18 protein-coding genes are annotated in these 17,703 nt (G+C 45.0%); 4 read left to right on the forward strand and 14 right to left on the reverse strand.

Annotated elements, in window-relative coordinates; genetic code table 11:
- Positions 1 to 12: 12 nt before the first annotated feature.
- Genes HFELIS_RS00155 through HFELIS_RS08435 form a run of 8 tightly spaced genes read right to left on the reverse strand, consistent with a single transcriptional unit; the run spans position 13 to position 3,643 of the window.
- Positions 13 to 327: a hypothetical protein gene (locus HFELIS_RS00155; RefSeq protein ID WP_013468509.1), complete on the reverse strand. Its 315-nt coding sequence runs from the start codon at positions 325 to 327 to the stop codon at positions 13 to 15.
- Positions 314 to 682, reverse strand: coding sequence for a holin (locus tag HFELIS_RS00160; protein WP_013468510.1), 369 nt, complete (start codon positions 680 to 682; stop codon positions 314 to 316). The genes HFELIS_RS00155 and HFELIS_RS00160 overlap by 14 nt, the downstream gene beginning before the upstream one ends.
- The gene (locus tag HFELIS_RS00165) at positions 675 to 908 is read right to left on the reverse strand and encodes a hypothetical protein (RefSeq protein WP_013468511.1); all 234 of its coding nucleotides are present in this window, start codon (positions 906 to 908) and stop codon (positions 675 to 677) included. The genes HFELIS_RS00160 and HFELIS_RS00165 overlap by 8 nt, the downstream gene beginning before the upstream one ends.
- Positions 908 to 1,339: an N-acetylmuramoyl-L-alanine amidase gene (locus tag HFELIS_RS00170; protein ID WP_013468512.1), complete on the reverse strand. Its 432-nt coding sequence runs from the start codon at positions 1,337 to 1,339 to the stop codon at positions 908 to 910. Before HFELIS_RS00170 ends, HFELIS_RS00165 begins: the two co-directional genes overlap by 1 nt.
- 1 nt (position 1,340) lies before the next feature.
- Positions 1,341 to 1,685 carry a hypothetical protein gene (locus tag HFELIS_RS00175; RefSeq protein ID WP_013468513.1) on the reverse strand — a complete coding sequence of 115 codons (345 nt, stop codon included), beginning with the start codon at positions 1,683 to 1,685 and terminating at the stop codon, positions 1,341 to 1,343.
- Entirely contained in the window at positions 1,682 to 2,005 is a 324-nt protein-coding gene (locus HFELIS_RS00180; protein WP_049776917.1) for a hypothetical protein, read from the reverse strand. Before HFELIS_RS00180 ends, HFELIS_RS00175 begins: the two co-directional genes overlap by 4 nt.
- Before the next feature lie 22 nt (positions 2,006 to 2,027).
- On the reverse strand, positions 2,028 to 2,810 hold the full coding sequence (locus tag HFELIS_RS00185) for a hypothetical protein (protein WP_013468515.1): 783 nt from the start codon (positions 2,808 to 2,810) through the stop codon (positions 2,028 to 2,030).
- Positions 2,810 to 3,643, reverse strand: coding sequence for a phage protease (locus HFELIS_RS08435; RefSeq protein ID WP_013468516.1), 834 nt, complete (start codon positions 3,641 to 3,643; stop codon positions 2,810 to 2,812). The genes HFELIS_RS00185 and HFELIS_RS08435 overlap by 1 nt, the downstream gene beginning before the upstream one ends.
- A gap of 72 nt (positions 3,644 to 3,715) precedes the next feature.
- On the opposite strand from HFELIS_RS08435, the gene HFELIS_RS00195 reads away from it, so the two are divergent.
- Entirely contained in the window at positions 3,716 to 7,678 is a 3,963-nt protein-coding gene (locus tag HFELIS_RS00195; protein WP_013468517.1) for a phage tail tape measure protein, read from the forward strand.
- Positions 7,679 to 7,729: 51 nt separating this feature from the next.
- Entirely contained in the window at positions 7,730 to 8,605 is an 876-nt protein-coding gene (locus HFELIS_RS00200) for a Mu-like prophage major head subunit gpT family protein (protein ID WP_013468518.1), read from the forward strand.
- A gap of 307 nt (positions 8,606 to 8,912) precedes the next feature.
- On the opposite strand, the gene HFELIS_RS00205 is transcribed toward HFELIS_RS00200, so the two are convergent.
- Positions 8,913 to 10,178, reverse strand: a complete 1,266-nt coding sequence (locus tag HFELIS_RS00205) for an RNA-guided endonuclease InsQ/TnpB family protein (RefSeq protein WP_013468519.1) — start codon at positions 10,176 to 10,178, stop codon at positions 8,913 to 8,915.
- 63 nt (positions 10,179 to 10,241) lie between these two features.
- Between HFELIS_RS00205 and HFELIS_RS08855 the strand changes: the two genes are divergently transcribed.
- A complete protein-coding gene (locus HFELIS_RS08855; protein WP_148229918.1) occupies positions 10,242 to 10,439 on the forward strand; it encodes a hypothetical protein in 198 nt (65 codons plus the stop codon).
- Positions 10,440 to 10,553: 114 nt separating this feature from the next.
- Complete coding sequence (locus tag HFELIS_RS00210; protein WP_041302651.1) at positions 10,554 to 11,261, forward strand: outer membrane beta-barrel protein; 708 nt, start codon at positions 10,554 to 10,556, stop codon at positions 11,259 to 11,261.
- 2 nt (positions 11,262 to 11,263) lie between these two features.
- Here HFELIS_RS00210 and HFELIS_RS00215 read toward each other — a convergent pair whose 3' ends face one another.
- From HFELIS_RS00215 to HFELIS_RS00240, 5 genes are all read right to left on the reverse strand, one after another.
- Positions 11,264 to 11,872, reverse strand: a complete 609-nt coding sequence (locus HFELIS_RS00215) for a hypothetical protein (RefSeq protein WP_041302652.1) — start codon at positions 11,870 to 11,872, stop codon at positions 11,264 to 11,266.
- A gap of 714 nt (positions 11,873 to 12,586) precedes the next feature.
- Positions 12,587 to 12,928, reverse strand: a complete 342-nt coding sequence (locus tag HFELIS_RS00220) for a hypothetical protein (RefSeq protein WP_148229919.1) — start codon at positions 12,926 to 12,928, stop codon at positions 12,587 to 12,589.
- 616 nt (positions 12,929 to 13,544) lie between these two features.
- Positions 13,545 to 14,531: a tetratricopeptide repeat protein gene (locus HFELIS_RS00230; protein WP_231844175.1), complete on the reverse strand. Its 987-nt coding sequence runs from the start codon at positions 14,529 to 14,531 to the stop codon at positions 13,545 to 13,547.
- A 10-nt stretch (positions 14,532 to 14,541) separates the two neighbouring features.
- Positions 14,542 to 15,576, reverse strand: a complete 1,035-nt coding sequence (locus HFELIS_RS00235) for an SEL1-like repeat protein (protein WP_013468522.1) — start codon at positions 15,574 to 15,576, stop codon at positions 14,542 to 14,544.
- A gap of 225 nt (positions 15,577 to 15,801) precedes the next feature.
- On the reverse strand, positions 15,802 to 17,679 hold the full coding sequence (locus tag HFELIS_RS00240; RefSeq protein WP_013468523.1) for a hypothetical protein: 1,878 nt from the start codon (positions 17,677 to 17,679) through the stop codon (positions 15,802 to 15,804).
- Positions 17,680 to 17,703 lie beyond the last annotated feature (24 nt).

Consider the following 17,703-nt stretch of genomic DNA (forward strand, 5'->3'; position numbering starts at 1 on the left):
ACAAAACACAAACTACTCGCCCCCCCTAAACACATCCAAACTTCTTTTAATCGCCTTTAACTCGTGTTCACAAGTGCTATCTAGGGCGCGTACATGTTCATACCTCTTTGTGATCGCGTCCTTTTGCTCTTGCAGACGGGTTACATAGTTGTTCACATCGATATTTTGCTCTAAAATAGCCTTATTTTGCGCCTCTAGGCCCATTTTGCATGTCTCGCTTTCTACAAACAAGGACCTTAACCACATCCCCGCATAAACAAGTCCTGCTAGACACAACATAGCTCCCAAAACAGACACAACAAGCGGAGTTAGCTTAAGGCTTGGCATTTTTTCCCTCCTCTTCTTTGTGCAGTCCTAGCTTTTTGCGAATCATCTTTAGGCCCATCTCCCCTACCACTTCCGCTCCCATATAGCCCACACCCCCACTAATAGCCGTAGCTAGGCCCAAAGGTAGATGAAAATAGTAGCCAATCACCTCAAAACTCACCCAAGTGGTCAGCATAGAAGAGCCCACCCCCCAAATGATGTAGCGCAGCCTATCTCCTAGTCCGCTCAAGGCCTCATCTTTGATAGACTTGAGCACAAACAACCAGCCCACACAAAAGCCTACAAAGAGCACTAAGACATAGGGCAAAATCACACGAAACTCCACCCCCAAAATCAAAAAGTCTTGCTTATTCAAAATGCCGCCTGATCTTGCTCTGCAGACTATCTAGCCTCTGCTCTAATTTCTGCACCTTCTCTAGGCTTTTGCTTAGGTGGTCTTGTGTGTCCTCAATCTCATACACCAAAAAGGCCAAAAAACCCGTTTGGATTGCATTGAGCAAGATGAGCAAAAAGCCAATGCGCGTCATGCGATCTAACCTGCTTAGAGGAATTTGCCCGCATTGCTTAGTCTCTTGTGCCATCAGACAATCCCGCTCTCTTTAATGAAGCTTTTGACATCAAAGCAGGGGCACTCTTTGCCCTTGTCTAAATCCCTATGCCCGCAAAAATCCGCCTCAGGGTGCTTGCCAGCCAACTCTGCGCAGAGCTTTTTTAGGGCCTGCTTTTGCTCAGGCGTGCGCGTGTCTTTAGCTTTGCCCTCCTTGCTGCGCCCCCCAATGTAGCAAATGCCTAAACTCCCCGTGTTATAGCCTTTGGCATGCGCGCCAATCTCATGATCAGCGCGCCCTTTTTCAATACTACCATCTAACTTGATCACATAGTGGTAGCCAATGCGCACAAAGCCTCTCTCTTTATGCCAGCGCTCAATGTCTTTAGCATTGTGTTCACGCCCCTCTGGGGTGTCGCTACAGTGAATAACAATACGCTCAATGTTTTGGTGTGTTTTGGCCATGCTACTCCTTAAATAATCTTAAGCTAAATTGCACATGCGCTAGGCTCAGATGTTCTTTAACTTCTTGTAAAGACATCTTATAAAAGTCAAAACGCCCCTCTAAAAAGCTCGGATTGCTGTGGAAAAAATCCAAAATCGGGTCTAAATTTTCCCAAAGTTGGTTACCCACGCCCAAAAACGCGCAATACAAACTACAAGGCAGGCGCACGCTCTGAATGTCCAGCCTCTCCACACCCTCAATGATGACAAAAAGCCCGGGGTTTTGAATGGTGTTAGAATCTAGAATAAAATGCGCGTCAGGAAACACTTGCGCTAGGATTTGGCACGCGCGTCTTAGAATGCTCATAGCCCAAAGTCCCTAGTGCGCACAAATCTTTTAGCCGGGCCTTCTAGCAAAGGCGCGCGCTCAATGGCCTTACGCGCGTTTTCATAAATTAGCGCATCTTCATCGCTAAAAGGCATTTTTAAGAGCCGTTTAAGACGCATTAAAGCAAAGTCATACAGCGCATAAATGGGGGCTTTGCGCCCTGCACAAAATTCTAAGCTCTCAGTATAAGCCCAGCTGAGCATAGAATCGCTGATAAGTTCAGGATTTAAAAGCAAACTTAGCGCGCGTGTGCGCAAATCTTCTAGGTTGAACTCTTGCATAAAATCAGAGTAGCGCAAGTGCGCGCGCGTTTTTGCGCACTCAAAATAACATGGGAATAAAGCGAAGTTCTAAATCTACAGGGGGGGTGAAATCGGTAGGCCCTCCGCCCCAAAAAAGGATAGCCTTTTGCTCTTCTAACACCCCGCTACTGATATACTCTAAGCGCAATTTCAAAGAGGGGCTGATGAAAAGAGGCGTGCTAAAGCACTCACTAGCGCTCCCTTGGGTTAAAATTTTCTCATTGGCCAATAAGCGCAAGCGCGCGCGCTCAAAGGCATGCTGGTGTTTTTCTGTGAGGTAGTCCACAGATGCGCTGATAGAAAGTTGCCCCACAAGCACCCCGCCTAATCCCTCAAAGATTTTAAACCCCGGACTGCTTTGCGCCTCAATTTTGCGCGTCTTTAAGCTCCCTTTTTGCAACAGTGCTAAGGTAATATCGCCCTCATGGGCTATCACGCTCTGTTTGAAAAACTCTAAGGTGTCTGTGGGGATGAGTAGGGGAGCTTGGTGGGTGATGTTTTTAAAGCTAGCCTTGAGGATTTCTAGGCTAGGGCGGGTGTGGCGCGCTAAGATGCTTTGCATCTGCTTGGTGGTGATGTGCATCTGCATAGAATGGGTGACTAAGTCTTGGTTAAAACTAAGGGTGTTGCGCGCTTTTAGGGGTTTGACTTGGGCGATTTTTCTTTGTGCAGTGGGGGTGGTGGGCAGGTTTAAAGAGGCTAGGGCTTCTTGAAGAAGCGCGCACTCTTCAGAAAAAAGCTTAAGCTCAGCTAGAAAATCTAACGGGCGTATTTGCAGGGGTGTGATGATGGGAAGACGCATTAACTCTTAACAGGGTCGCTTAAAAACGCGCCTAGTTGGGCGTGTATTTCTTGTTCAAGGGGGCTTAAAGCCTCGTTTAGTTCGACTTTAAGGGGTTTTGAATAGACGCTATTGGCCTCGATCTGATAAATTTCAGCAAATTTAGCAAAATCTGGACTCCCTGCGCTTTTTTCCAACTCTTCTATGCGTTTGGGTAAGATGGAATTGTTGGCTTGCATCGTTTTTAGCACTTCTAGGTGTATCTGCCTTAAAGCGGAGTTATCAGCTGTGCTCTCTTGCGTGTTTGGGGCCTCTTTAGCTTGGGTTTTGCTATTGAGCAGGGCTAAAATCTCATGCAAGCCTTTTTCTAGGACTTCTATACGCTTGCCCAGAGATTCTAAATTATTCAGCGTGTCCGCACTCTTTTCTGGTGCTGGAATGGCTTGAGTTGCGTTTGGCTCACTGGTGGGTTGGTTTAATTCGCTCATAAAAACTCCTTGAATAAAATTTAACGCTTGTTTTAAGATATTGGGCTTGTTGACCAGACCTAATGCGCTGATGGTGATGACTTTATTTTGGGGGTCCACTAAGTAAGTGGGGCTTAAATAGCGGTAGGCGCGATCTTTGAGCAAAGCGCGCCCGGCCTCATTCCACTCCACCACACCCCAAATGCTCCCCTCTTTCTCTTGCAAAGAGGCGTTTTTAATCCAGCCAATGGCAGGGCCGCTGTGATCTTGCTCAATGGGCAAATCGATTTGATTAGCCTTGAGCGTGGCTAGAATTTCTGTAGGCACGAGGAAGTTACGCCCATCGATACCTTGAATGTGTCCAATAGGGGAAATCATCACTTGCATGCGCGCATCTTAGTGATTTTAGCGCGCTTTTTTTGCGCAAGGGGTGTTAAACGCTTTGGTTAAGATGCTTTTATGAGCGCAGTAGATTTTTTATTTAACATCGTTTTCAATGTGGATGGAGAGCCGCGCATCACGCGCGCGCACAGGGCACTGCAAGGTGTCAGCGAGCAGGAGCGCGCCCTAGCTAGCGCGCAAAGAGCCCAAACTCAGGCGACCCGCGCAGCTCAAGCAGCAGAGCGCGAGCACACCGCGCAATTAAAAGAATTAGACTCAGCAATCCAGCAAAACACCAGTTCTTTTAAGAGTTTGGCCGGTCTGCTCACTACGGGCTTATTTGCTGGGCAAGTCAGCTCCACCATGCAAGCTCTTGGGGCCCAAGAGCAGCTAAAAAACTCCTTGACCTCTTTAATTTACACCAACGCGCAAACGCGCGATAGCTTGGGGCAGAATTTGAGCGTGATGGAAAAATGGAAGCTCTCCAGCCTAGAGGCGGCCAACACGTACAAAGCCCTAGATCAAATCCAAGCCAAAACTAAGTTTAATCTGAATGATTTGGGCGAAATGTTCAAATCTTTCTATTCCACAGCTTCTAAGTCTATGGGTTTGCAAGACGCGCTTAAGGTGATGGAAGCCATTGCTTACAGCGCGCAAGTGAGCGGAGCGGGGGTAGATAGCCTAAAAGCTACGCTGGATAGTTTAGGGGATGGGAGCGCGGCTACAGCCACAGACTTTGGGCGTTTTGTCAACTCTTTGGGGCTGACCAGCGAGGCGATGAAAAAGGCCAAAGAGGAGGGCAATTTGGCCAATCTGATGTTAGAGAAAATGGGCAAATTCAAAGACACGGCGCAAATGAGCGCGGGCTCTTGGGAAGAAGTGTGGAGCAATTTCACCAACGCAATTAACACGCTCAAAGAAAACGCCCTAGCCCCCTATTTTGAGAGCATTAAAAAGACTTTTGCAGGCTGGACACAATACTTAGAAAAAAACGCCGACTTGTTAAAAAACATTGTGGCATCTTGCATGAAATTTGGCAAAGTGCTTTTAGCTTTGGGGGCGGGCTTTGTGGCTTACAAGGCGCAAATGCTAGCAGCTAGCCTAGCCACCAAGGCCTACACGCTCGCACAAGGGGCTTTAGCTGGGAGTGTGGGGCTAACCACTCTTGCGCTCAAAGCGATGCGCACGGCCATCTTGCGCCTAGGAATCCCTGCGATGATCGCTTTGGCTGTAGAATTGTGGCTTAACTGGGATCAGATCACTAAATGGATGAAGGGGGCTTGGGAGAAAAGCCTTTATGCCATCAAAGCCCTTTGGCATAATGTGCTCACGGGCTTAAAAATTGCTCTCAAATCCTACGCGCATTTTTATATCAGCACCCTTGAGGCGATGCTTACCAAACTCACCCAAGCCCTAGGGGGCTTTGCTCCGGCCTTTTTAAAAAGCACGGCGCATATTTTAAGCCAAACTAAGGCGCGCTACACCCAAGAGCTCGCCGCTTTAAAAAACTCCTTCCAGTCCTTGAGCGCGCCTAGCGCTCCTGTTGAAAACACCCCTAGCAAAACCCCCACCCCCACAAAAACCCCGCAAGCTAGCCTAGTGTGGAACTTGCAAAAACCCACCCCCTCTGCACAAAAAGCCAAAGCCAACACAGACGCGCTAGCTAGAGCTCTAAGAGAGATTGCCCGGGGTAGCATGAGCGAATATGAGCGCAAACTAGATGACATCAAGCAAAAGACCCAAGAGTGGATCAAAGCTGGGGTGAGCAAGAACCTAGCGCTCAGGGAACAAGCGCGCTTAATCGCGCAACTGAGTGAGCAAAACCAAGAGAATCAACGCTTAGCCGTGCTGGACTTTTTGGATAAAAAACGCGCCCTGCAAAGCGCGCTAGCCCCAAAGGAAAGCGCAGAGCTTGAAGCAGAAAAAACGCGCTATGAGGAGGCCATTAGACATTTAAATCAGGAGGCTAGTGAGAAATTTAAAAACCACCTTTGGAGCGTGGAACAAATTGAGCAACTCTACGCACTAGAAACACGCTTGCATGAAAAAAAGTTAAAGGACCTAGCAGAAAACGCGCTTAAGGCCAAAGAGGAGGCTGAAATGCGCGCGCGCGCCTTGAAAATGGAGCAAATCAACGCCCAGCTTCAAGTAGATTTAGACATCCGCCAAAAAAGTATCGATTTGATGAGCGAGGGGCTCAATAAACAAATAGCCTTAGAGAAATTGCGCCATGATCAGGTGATAGCCAACTTGAATAAAGAGATGGAAGCGCGCTTAAAAGCGGGCAAAATCACTCAGGCGCAGGCTAATAAACTCTATGAATTAGAGCTGCAAACCCACAAAAAACGCCTTTTAGACATCCAAAATCAGGCCAAAGCAGAGCCGCCCCAAAAGCGCGAACTAGGCGCGTTGTTTAAAATGGATTTGGCTAGCGTGATGAGCACTGCGTTCACTAAGGGCTCAGAGGCTGCCCATGACAAAATGGCCGATATGTTCGCCTCTTCTTTCAAACAGGGCTTTTTAGGCCCACTGCTAAGCGGGGATTTGCAAGGGGCGTTAAAATCCGTGCTAGGGCCTCAATTTGAAATCAAGGCCGGAAGCTTTTTAGACAAGTTTCAAGGCGTGTTAAACACCTTTTCAGCGGGCTTTCAAACGCTCTTAGCAGGTTTTGGAGCAGGGATGGCCGCTGGGGGCTTGGTGGGGGGCTTTATTGACACACAGGGGGACAAGCAGGCCCAAAAGCGCATGAAAATGGGCACAACTTTAGGGAGTTTGAGCGGGGCGGGCGTGGGCGCGGCTCTAAGCCCAGTTTTAGGGCCTTTGGGGCCAGTTTTGGGGGGAGTTTTTGGGGGGGTGCTAGGGACTCTGATTGGAGGCTTTAGCTCCAAGAAAGTAGAAACCACTCTAGTCGATAAGGGCATCAAGTTTTTTAACGATGCGACTAGCAAAAGCGTGAATGCGAGCTTTTATGAGCTCAAAAAAGAGACCACCACCACTACCAAGTGGTGGGGACTGGTTAAAAACACTTCCTCGCGCTTTTGGACAGAGTATGCGCGCGTGGGCACTTATGCTAGCGATCAGATTAAGAAGTCTTTGGCCACTTATGAGGATTTGGTGGAGGATTTGCTAGGCGTGCGCAAGAGTTTGAGCATTCAAGCGGGCAAGTATAAAGACACTTCCAGCGCGCTAGCTACTAGCATTGATGCGGTGATTGCTGCAGGCTTGGGCGTGGTCGAAAAGACTTTGCAAAGACGCGTAGAATTTGGTACGATGATTAAGGATGAATGGGGCGAGCGCGAATATGGAAGCTATGCTTACATGTACCAAAACTACGGGGCGGATTTGGCCAAAAAGCGCGGGGGCAGACTCCTAGACACATGGCATCAAGACTCTTGGCTGGAGGATAAGAAAAAGCAGATTTATAAAATCAATCGCGCCTTTGAAATTGAGGGGTATTACACCAACCCCATTGTCGAAAAGGTGCGCAAATATTGGCAAGATTACGCCAATGGGCTCAAAAGAGACATCAACCAAGTGGTGCAAGAGACTTTGGGCAACTTTGTTAAAAAGGGCCAAGAGTTCAAGCAGTGGAAGTTTCGCTTTAAAGAGGACAATATAGGCGAGCAAAAATATTTAGAAGAATTGGCCGAGCAGCAAAAACAAAGACTCTTAGATCTGCTGGATTTAAAGGGTGTGGCTGTGGACATGGACAATTTCTTAGATATCCGCCAAAGCGTCTTAAAAAAGAGCATGGACCCGCGCACTATTGAGCTTTTAAACGGACTAGGAGATAGCATTATGCGCGCAGCTGACGCGCACAAAGCCTATGAGCAAGCCCTCAAAGCCCAAAACAAGACCACCAAAACGGCCATTGATTTAGAGAGAGAAAAGGAGAAACTGCGCTTTAGAGATTTGCTACTAGAGCGCACCAAGCGCGCACAAAACCCCAACCAAGCCCCAAGCGCAGATCCTACCAATACAAAAATCTTAAACACTCTGCAGAGCATGCTCTCTTTGCAAAGAGAGAGCGCAGCGCTTTAAGCGCAAAAATCCCCTTTAGCTCTTGTTAAGATAAGCAAAAAAGGAGAATTTATGAAACTCACACCAGAAACACAGGCGGCCATTAGCAAGTCCTTAAGCGCGGTTTTTGCTAAAAACTTGGCCAATAAGGAAAAAACTTATCAAAAAGTCGCCCTAGAGGTGAACGCTAACACCATGACCATCGATTACCGCTGGTTAGCCTCATTGCCCAGTATGCGCGAGTGGGTGGGCGAGCGCCAACTTAAAGAATTAGAAGGCTATAGCTACACCATCACCAAAAAGAACTGGGAGAGCACGATTAAAGTAGATAGAGACTTGATCACTTACGACTCCTTGGGCATTGTGGGTGCGCAAGTAGCGAGCATGGCCGATCTCATCATTGATCATTACAACAGCCTCATCTTTGGGCTGTTTAATAGCAATGGGAACTGCTATGATGGGCAAGCCTTTTTCCACAAACAACACGCGGTAGGGCAGGCGCAATACTCTAATTTGGAAAATTGGGATTTAGATGAGAACAATCTGCTCAATGCGCGCAAGAACATGATGAGTTTGACTAATGAGAGTGGGCAACCTTTAAATATCGTGCCTAATTTGCTGCTCATCCACCCCAACCTAGAGGCGAGCGCGATGCGCCTGCTCAAAGCCCCTACAAGCGCCAATGGGTCTAGCAATATCTGTTATAATTTGATGGATTATTTGGTCTGTCCGTATTTAAATAATGCTAACCGCTGGATTTTGCTAGACACCACCAAGACGATCAAGCCCCTCATCTTGCAAAAAAATAAACCCGTAGAGTTTAACGCCCTAGATAAGAGCGATAGCGCGCAAAACTTTCTGCGCAGAGAGTTATTGTACGGGATTGATAGCGAGGATAATGCCGGGTATGGCTTGTGGCAATTGGCCTTTTGTGGAAAGTGGAAATAGATTCATGATTTCCAAAGCAAAAATGGGGAATAATAGGGCTAGTGTTGGGCGGGTTGCCCCGCCCTTGAGTGGTCAATACAACGGCATGGCGAGTACCATTGAGATCACTAGCACTATTACCAGCCTCATGGATACCTCTCTTTCCGGGGTATCCCCCACTACACCCCCGACCCTCAAAGTCCTAAGACTGATACGCCAAATGTCGCCAAAAAGAGAAAGTAAACATTCCTTAATAAGATTATAGCGCAAACACACTTGAAAGGAAAAAGATGCCAACAGACAACGCAGCCCAAGCGATTAAAGTGAATCACCCACCCGCTAAAGACGGGTGGGCTTCTTGTTTCAACGATCCATAACTAGCCGTATCTAGTATGTAGCCATACTTGGTTACAGCCCCGTTAGCGGAATCTCCACAAGCGTAACTTCGGGTTATCCCTACCCTAGTTTTATCTACCTTGATAGCGTGTCGTTCATCTAGCATACCCAAAGCATAATTTCTAATATTGATACTGGCGTTTAGGTCTCTGTGGTGGTGTGTTTGACAACAAGGGCAGACAAAATTTCTAATGCGCAGTGGCTTCTTACCTGTGTTGCTCCCACAAGTGCAGCAGATTTGAGAGCTAGGAAAGTATTGGTCAATTTTGATAAGGGTTTTACCCTTCCAACCAGCCTTATATTCTAATAGACTAATGAGCCTAGACCAGCTGGCATTGGCAATGCTCTTAGCTAATTTATGGTTTTTGACTAAATTCCTAACTTTCAAGGTTTCTACTGCGATCAAATCGTATTGATTGGTTATCTCGCTACTGATTTTATGTAAGTAGTCCTCTCTGCTGTTCCTGATAGAAGCGTGGATTTGTGCCACTTTCTTTGCTTGTTTTTTTCTATTACTAGAACCTTTGAGTTTTTTAGACAATCTCCTTTGCGCTTTAGTGAGTTTGGTTTGTAGATTCTGGAAAAACTTTTTATATGGGTAGAACACGCCATTACTGGCGATGACTAAAGACTCTAAACCCATATCTAAACCCACAGCTTTTCTGATAGTTGTGGGTTTAGGTTCAGGCTTATTGTCCTCATAACTGACAGAGAGATAGTATTTATCTGCTACACAAGAGATAAACCCCTGTTTGACGATAGAGTTTGTAGGCAAATGCCTATGAAACTTGGCTTTAATAGCTTCTTTGAATTTGGGTAGCTTGACTTGGTTGTTTCCTAAATCCACTCTTAAGTGTTGCGGGACACAGAAAGACTGCTTAGAATGCTTTTTAGATTTGAATCTAGGATAATCTGCTAACTTGGAAAAGAATTTATCAAAAGCTGTAGTTAGTTGCCTGAGTGCCATTTGCAAGCTTTGCGAATTGCATTCACTTAGATAAGCATAAGACTCTTGTTTTTTGAGAGTAGTAAGCACCTTTTGCATGCTGAAGTAATTTTCTTTAATGCCTAGTGCGTATTGCTTTTGGCGGTATGCTAAAAAGTAATTATAGATCACTCTAGCACAACCAAAATGCTTGTGTATCAAGGTTTTTTGCTCAACACTAGGATAAATTCTAAACTTTATTGCTTTAAGCAATTTCTTACGCCTTAACTTACATCATTGTAACATAATTTTATAAAATATTTTTGAGTTAGAGCTATGAAAGAAAACCATTACAAAGACGAGTGGGATTTCTGCCGGAGAGTTTTAAATGACATTCAAGGGAACTTAGAGACTATGCTACAAAACAAAGAGGAGGAGCAAAAGCCAAAATCTAAGAGCGCTATCAAAAACGCCCAAGGTTTGGAAAGCCAGCTAAAAACTCCTAACCAATCCCCCACCCCACAAACCCTTTGAACCCCCGCGCGCGTGCAAGCGCACGATTTAAAGCGTGTTAAAAGCGCGTTAAACAGCCATTAAATGGCTCTACATTTCAGCCTCCAACAAGAAAATTTGAGGCAAAATTGAGCAATGAAAAAAGCCCTTTTGGCCTCCTTTTTGTGTGCGCGCCTATTTGCAGAGAGCAATGGGCTGTTTTTAAGTGGTGGGGGGGTGTATTCCTATGGGAATATCCAAACTCACCTAAGTTCTCACGAATTTAGCGCCCCTCTTGTGCGCAACTCCTTTGATTTTTTGGGCTATAACTTCTCTTTGGGCTTCAAACATTTCTTTTTTTGCAAGAAGCGTTGCGCTTTGCGCTATCATATCGACTTTAGCAAGAGTGTTGGAGAGCCTTACGGGCTGGTGATGGGTTTAGCCGGGATGGATTTTATGTACAATTTTTACGAGTCGCCTAAAATGCTGTTGAATTTTGGGCTGTATGCTGGCTTTGGCTTGGCCATTCAGCATTGGCTGGGGGTGGAGGCTTTGAGATTTGGGGTGCGCGATAGAGTGATGCCCAAAGACCTCCCCCTTCCAGGAGAGTCTAAAAGCTTTCAATCTAGCATAGGCGCGCTGGAGTTTCAACTCCCCTTGAGTGTGGGGCTGCGTTATCAGACTTATGTCTTTGGCTTGGAGTTAGGCGCGCTCTTTCCGCTCATTCCAAATCACATCCAACGCTTCAGCCGCGGCGTGTCTGGGTCTTTGGACATAAAAAGGGATTTTGCGCTGGTTTTTAATATCGTGCTCGCGCTGGATTTTGAGAGCTTCAAGCCCCGCAAAAAGCAGAGCAAAGATTGAGGTTAGCGGAAAATGCCAAGCGTGTTGCCAATGAACAGACTTTGCAAGGTTTTATCCCCCTCAATCAGCCTGCGGGCGTGGTCTACGAACTTGGAGTAATGCGCGCTGAAATGGGGGTTTTTGGCGCGTTCTAATTCTAAATAATAGCGGTAGTATGTGCTATAACAATGATGCCCCCCGCTGCTGCCCAAAGCTAAAATCGCTTCTTTAATCAGTTCTAAATTAAATTTGCGTTTGCTTTCATGTTGTCCGGGTTGTTTGCCCACCTTGCTCTGCAGACCTTCCATGCCCTTTTCTTGATACAAGCGCATCCATTTGAGGATTTTATTGGCCATGTTGGAGACTTGGACATTGCTTTTTTCAAACTCTCCGCGCGCTTCTAAGAGAACACGCACCACCAAAGCCACGGCGAAATGTTGCTGTGTGCCCATTATGAAATTCACGATGCGGTGTTTCTCTTGGGGGGTGTGGATTCTTTTAGTGATGTCAAAATCGCCCATGTTTTTGAGGATATAGGCCCTAACTTCGCGCTCCTCTTGGAGATTTTGCGTGCGCTTGAAGCTGTTGAGGGTAACGCGAGGAGTGGGGACATAAGCGCAGAAATCAGACATCCTAGCTCCTTTTGGCTTATTTAAAGCGTCCTAATGGACACTAACTTGAAAGGCTTTGCTATCTATAGTCTGCAAGGCTAGTTCCTAACCCAAGAGACTCTTAGACCCATTAGGGCGGGATTTAGCCGACTACGCAAAAAACACATGGCAAAATGGGCGAACGCAACTTTACCACATTGGGTTTTGACTAAACCCATCTACCTAGAGCAAGGCTAATCTTATTTAACTTAGAAAACGCTTAATCTTAAGCCCTGAAAGACGGATTTTTACGCGCGTTTCTTAGATAAATTAGTGGCATTCATTCCACCCGCTAAAGACGAGTGGGATTTCTGCTTTAGAGTTTTAAATTTCACACCCCCTCACCCTCCACCCCCCAGTACCCAAAAACCTAAAGGTAAACATTGTTTGTAATGAGGTAGGATATAGCATTCTTATAGATCGGAATCGTGGCAGAAAAAACCTTCATGCTATAAGTTTTTAGGTAAAAACGCCCACCCAATATTTTAAGCGTACTGGTCTTTGCAGTATGGTTACACCCGTGCAAAATTCCTTAGATATTGCCCATTGTGCAAAATACCCACGCATGCGTGCAGACCATCAGCGGGTCTAGCGGAACTCAAACAGACTAAAGATAAAGACTAGCACACTCGTAAAAATCTTTTGTGTATCTCTCATAGGTTTTGGTGTAGTTTGAATTTTTAAACTCAGAGTAAATTATTGAGGGGTTTTGGGATTCTTGATGGCAAAATAGGCGTTGATGTCTTCCTCAAATAGATTGAGGAAAAACTTGATAGGCTTGCCTTGCGTATAAAGCCAATAACCCCATTTATTCTCCATTTTGACTCTTTGTTTGGGTGTAACTAAATAGTTATAATCTTCGCTGACAACGACATAGGGGATATGATTAGCCTCCGCATAGCTCATAACATCATAGTTTTCATAGTTGGCATCATCAGCCATCACATAAAAAGCTTCTTCACCCATTTCTTTTTTGGTTTTGGCGATCTCAGCATCGTTAAGATTAGCCGTGATGATGCATTTTTGACACTGGATCACAAAATCCTTAGCTTCAAGACACATAAAAGTTAATATGACGAGCATACATCTGACAAACATAAATGCTTCCTAATGGTGTGGATTTGGATAAAAATATCAACCACATAATACCTAATTATACTCTCTGTATTTTGCCCCCAAGAAAGCATTAACCTATTGACTACAAAATCTTGCATAGAAATTGGGGTCGTCCCTTGCCCCGCGTACACTTGGTGGTAAAAAGGTCTAAATAGATAGGTTGCTCACTTTGGATTGATCCAAGAACTTGTTTACTCTCTAAAGCTTTGGACGGCCATAGCCCTGCAACTAGAGCACAGATCTTTTATTAATTTTGACTTTTTTACTTCAGAAAGATTCAATAGAGATTTTTGTCATTGGCTGGCATTCCATCTCTTTTGATAACAAAGTTAAAGGTTTTAAAATTCTTTCCACAATCAAATTTTCCTATATAAAAATTTTATTTTATTTTGAGTGTGAAGAATTGATTAACTTGCAACAGGATTTCCAATCTTCCAATGCCAAAGCTAGAGCCCACACCATCAACCCTTAGCATACGTAAACACCCATAGACTCATCAACAACACTTTAAACATATTCTTAAATTCCATGCCACCCCCTAAAACAAATCACGCAACCAATCCCAAAAGCCCTTTTCTACGGGTATTGCGGGGTTTTTCCCCGTGATCTCCTGCACACCAAAACAAGCTTCGTAGAAGCCCATCGTGCAAGCTTTGTTGAAATATTTTAAGGCTTTTTGTGTGTCTCGATGCCGATAGTAGGCATAATAGCCTAGATCATAACAAGCCATCCCATACCCCATATCCGCGGATTTTTGGAGGTATTCATAGGGATCGATTGCAGACTTAAACAAACGATAATAAGCGATCGCATAATCTAGTTCTGCCGCCTTTTGGTAGTATTCATCTGCTTTTTTTTCATACTCCCATGCGCTTTGAAACTTTTTGCTTTCGCGCGCATCTTCTTTTTTCTGATTATAAAACTCGCCTAGCTCAAAATACCCCCTAGGATCCCCCATCTCCATCACCTTTTTAAAGTAAGCAGCGGATTTTTGAGGATCGTTGTAAAAGTCAGGCACCTTATATTGTAGCTGTCCTGCATACAATCTCCCCAAAAAGACATAGACTTGCACATTCCCCTCTTTGCCTTCCTTTTCCCAGATTTGGCAGGCTTTTTGAAGATATTGTTGGGCTTTTGTTTTATCTTCTAAGACCCCATGTCCCCAAAAATACATATACCCTAGCCCAAAAAACCCTAACCCATCGCCCATGTCTGCAGCCTTTTGGAAGTATTGGAGCGCTTCTTTGTATTTGACACGATCCTTTCGATATATCTCTCTTCTATCCGGAACTATAAAGCCTGAATAATCCCACCAATTGACATCGAGCATGCCCAAACCGCTAAACCCCCGTCTATCTCCCATTTTTGCTAGTTTAGAAAAATAGATCTTGGCTGTGTGTGCGTCCTCATATTCCCAAGCCCTTATGGCATAGGCAAAGTAAGTATCCGCATCACTGGCATGCATCACCCCTAAGCAACACATCCAAAGCAATATAACCTTTAACATGCTTGCAAGTCTAGTCATCATCACTTGGTTATTCCTTATAGCTTCTTCCCCGCGCTTCATCGCAAGAGCCCGAGTCGCCCAAATCACAAGCCTTCCAGTAATAATCCACGGCCTTGTCATAATCTTTTGGGACACCCTCGCCCCGTTTATACATATCTCCCAAACTAGTATTAGCGTCCATACTTCCTAATTCTGCTGCCTTTTTAAGATACTTCAGGGCTTTGGGGATATTTCTTACAGAAGCAGGCAGATTCCGAGTCATTCGAGTGCCATGATCTCTGTAAGCATTCCCTAAAGCCTCATAAGCATCAGCCTTGCTATGGTAAGCTTTTTGGTAATACTCTAGGGCTTTTTGGTCATCTTGGGGGACACCCTCCCCTATCACATACATGTCCGCTATGGCAAGATACCCATCTCTTGCTTCGAAAATCTCCCCAATTTCATGTTTATGACCACTCTCTCCAGCTTTTTGGTAGTATTCTATAGCCTTTTGTGCATCCTTGGACACATCCCTACCAGACCTATACATGCCCCCCAAGATGATACACGCCTCAACATTGCCCATTAGTGCAGATTGTTTGTAATACTGGAGAGCTTTTTTAATATCCTTTGGCGCACAGTTGCCAAAGTCATACGTAGAGCCTAACTCCAAATACGCCTTAGAATTGCCCATTTTCCCAGCTTTGTGGTAGTATTCTAGGGCTTTTGGGAGATTCTTAGCGACCATAAAATCACCACTTTTAAAGCCACACTCATAAAAACCTGCCAATTTTACATACGCTCCCACATTCCCCATTTTGGCAGCTTTTTGGTAATACTGGAAAGCTTTTTTAAGATCGCTTTCCACGCCTGTGCCACCAAAATAATACACATCTCCCAAGCCCTTATACCCTCTAGCATCCCCCTCTTTAGCCAGTTTGCTAAAATACTCCAAAGCCTTTAGCATGGTTGTAGAATAGAGATTATCCTTTGCGATGGCGTAATCTCTATCCCGATCGCTTTGAGCATGCATACTTGCTAACACCAATACACTCATTAACACCGCTTTAATCACATTAGCCATATCTGCACTCCTTTAATACTTGGTTTTAGAGTGGGAGGGCATATAGCCTGTATTTCTCCCTACAAATTTCAAGCCAAGAGAGCCAAGAGAAGCAAGCAAAATCATTTAAGCTTTTGCGTTCAATGCTTTGGCAACGCCAAACAGATCGCGTTATTAGACTTGAACGCTTGTTGGAAGATTTGCAGCGTTGAAATTCTTTGATAAGTGCTTGGCATGCCAAAGATTTTATTTTTGATCAGGGTCTGGCAATAGCTCATTTAAATGATTCCAGCCCTGGACTTCCAACATGCCATTGCCCTCATCGATTAAATTGGTGGTGTTATCCGCAATAACACTCTTCCCGGGGTCTTTGCCTGTGAAATAAGAGTAGCTATAGTAGCCATTCTCTTCATGAATGCCGCAATCTTTTTTTATTACATTGAATTTTTCAGCCATGTTGCGTGCTTTGCTAACTGCATTAAAACAAGCCTCAGCAACCCTAGTGTTGTCATTCTCATTACAAAAATATCTACCACAATCATAAACGGGTAATCGGCTCAATGATCCCACTAAAATGACATGCACTGCATTCCCTTGTTGGAACTTTGCGAGGATTTTAGAAACTAGGTTGATGGGGGTGTTATTATCCTTTGCAAGGTTATCAGTAAAATCGGGCGAAGCCTGCACAATCACATAAAAATCTCTCTTGGCATTTTTAGGCACGAGATCGATTCTATGAGCTTTTTGGAAAAAGGTTTTTAGGGGTTTGGCATAGGTTTTCACATAATTATAACCCGATGCCTCCTCTTTCAAATCATTCAAGAGAGCTTGATCGCTTTTATGCAACCCGCGCACACGCCCGGGTTTAAACCACAGCTTGGCTTGTGGGCTATACAACCACACGCTTTTATCATGGCTTTGTTTGTCTTGAAATAATGCGATTTGAAAAGGGGCATGGGTCAAAGTGGTCTGTTTTAAAATCTTATAAGCATCTAGACCCTGCGCTTTTGTGGGGGGTTTAGGAGTGTCTAAACTCTTTAAAAAATCGCGCGCGCTGATAAGTCCTATTTTGGGGTTATAAATAAGAGGGGTGGGGTTGTTGTTGTGTAAATATGCCCCCGTTTTATTGGGGTTTCTTGCAAGTGCGTGGCGGCTGTTGTCTATAACGCCAAAGAGAAAGGTCTGCCAATCTCTGCTTGTATCGCCCACTTCTTCAGCACCTTTAGGCACTTCTTCTAGGGGGCCATGTGGTATCTTACAAGCACCTTTAGTAGAGGTGGCATGGAATCTTTCTTTGAAGTATTGGTAAGTTGCAGATAACTCCCCCACATTGTTTATAAGGAAAACATGCACGCGGTAGTGCTTGATAATGGTGGGGAATTTTTTAAGGATTTCTTGCGTGCGTTGGTAGAGATTTTTGTGGTTATGCCCAAAACTCAAAATGAAATAGAGATCGGGGGCTTGGGGGTTATTAGAGGGGAAGGTATCCAAGCAGGATTTAGGCAACACCTCAAAAAAAGAGCCAAAGAGAAGAGGGGCGTTTTTAGCGCGCAATTCTTGGGCGCGCGTATTGATTTCATTAAAGAGGGTGGCATGTTCTCCAAAGGCTTGTTGCACTTCTATAGCTTGGGTGGTATTTGCATCCATCAGCCACACACTAGGACCATCAAAGGTAACACTCTTCCAAGGCGTGCCCTGCAAGGGTTGTAAAGAAAGCAAGGTTTCTTTAAAAATAGGCGTGTCTGCCTGAGGATTTTTTGCCCCACTGATGAGGAGTTGGTACATCTTTAGGGGCATGGCTTGGTTGTGGGCGGCTATTTCGTCGTATGTTTGGCTAACATGCGAACCATAACCATAGTCGCTAGGGAGGGGTTTATTGGCTAGCTCAAGGTCTCTTTTATCCACCCACCATGCCGCCCATTTGCCCTTGTAATCCACAACAAGCACCTTAAAACTATCAGTATCCACAGATTTAACCACCTTGCCTAAAATGTGGTTTTGTTCTAAGATGGCTTGCCCATCAATCTTGATTGCCTCCTCAGCCACAAGGCATGCCAACAACAAACCCCATAAGATGAAGAGATATTTAAGTGTTGCATGGAATCTCTTATCAAGTCTGCACATTGTCTAATCCTTTATATTGCGCGT

Origin of the sequence: Helicobacter felis ATCC 49179 (assembly GCF_000200595.1) — a bacterium.
Classification (GTDB): Bacteria; Campylobacterota; Campylobacteria; order Campylobacterales; family Helicobacteraceae; genus Helicobacter; species Helicobacter felis.

What these genes read in the sequence shown, in the direction of transcription:
- HFELIS_RS00170 (WP_013468512.1), bottom strand. Translation starts at nt 1,339, where the DNA reads ATGGCCAAAACACACCAAAACATTGAGCGTATTGTTATTCACTGTAGC.
- HFELIS_RS00195 (WP_013468517.1), top strand. Translation starts at nt 3,716, where the DNA reads ATGAGCGCAGTAGATTTTTTATTTAACATCGTTTTCAATGTGGATGGA.
- HFELIS_RS00240 (WP_013468523.1), bottom strand. Translation starts at nt 17,679, where the DNA reads ATGTGCAGACTTGATAAGAGATTCCATGCAACACTTAAATATCTCTTC.
- HFELIS_RS00235 (WP_013468522.1), bottom strand. Translation starts at nt 15,576, where the DNA reads ATGGCTAATGTGATTAAAGCGGTGTTAATGAGTGTATTGGTGTTAGCA.
- HFELIS_RS00215 (WP_041302652.1), bottom strand. Translation starts at nt 11,872, where the DNA reads ATGTCTGATTTCTGCGCTTATGTCCCCACTCCTCGCGTTACCCTCAAC.
- HFELIS_RS00155 (WP_013468509.1), bottom strand. Translation starts at nt 327, where the DNA reads ATGCCAAGCCTTAAGCTAACTCCGCTTGTTGTGTCTGTTTTGGGAGCT.
- HFELIS_RS08855 (WP_148229918.1), top strand. Translation starts at nt 10,242, where the DNA reads ATGAAAGAAAACCATTACAAAGACGAGTGGGATTTCTGCCGGAGAGTT.
- HFELIS_RS08435 (WP_013468516.1), bottom strand. Translation starts at nt 3,643, where the DNA reads ATGCAAGTGATGATTTCCCCTATTGGACACATTCAAGGTATCGATGGG.
- HFELIS_RS00165 (WP_013468511.1), bottom strand. Translation starts at nt 908, where the DNA reads ATGGCACAAGAGACTAAGCAATGCGGGCAAATTCCTCTAAGCAGGTTA.
- HFELIS_RS00200 (WP_013468518.1), top strand. Translation starts at nt 7,730, where the DNA reads ATGAAACTCACACCAGAAACACAGGCGGCCATTAGCAAGTCCTTAAGC.
- HFELIS_RS00230 (WP_231844175.1), bottom strand. Translation starts at nt 14,531, where the DNA reads ATGACTAGACTTGCAAGCATGTTAAAGGTTATATTGCTTTGGATGTGT.
- HFELIS_RS00210 (WP_041302651.1), top strand. Translation starts at nt 10,554, where the DNA reads ATGAAAAAAGCCCTTTTGGCCTCCTTTTTGTGTGCGCGCCTATTTGCA.
- HFELIS_RS00185 (WP_013468515.1), bottom strand. Translation starts at nt 2,810, where the DNA reads ATGCGTCTTCCCATCATCACACCCCTGCAAATACGCCCGTTAGATTTT.
- HFELIS_RS00175 (WP_013468513.1), bottom strand. Translation starts at nt 1,685, where the DNA reads ATGAGCATTCTAAGACGCGCGTGCCAAATCCTAGCGCAAGTGTTTCCT.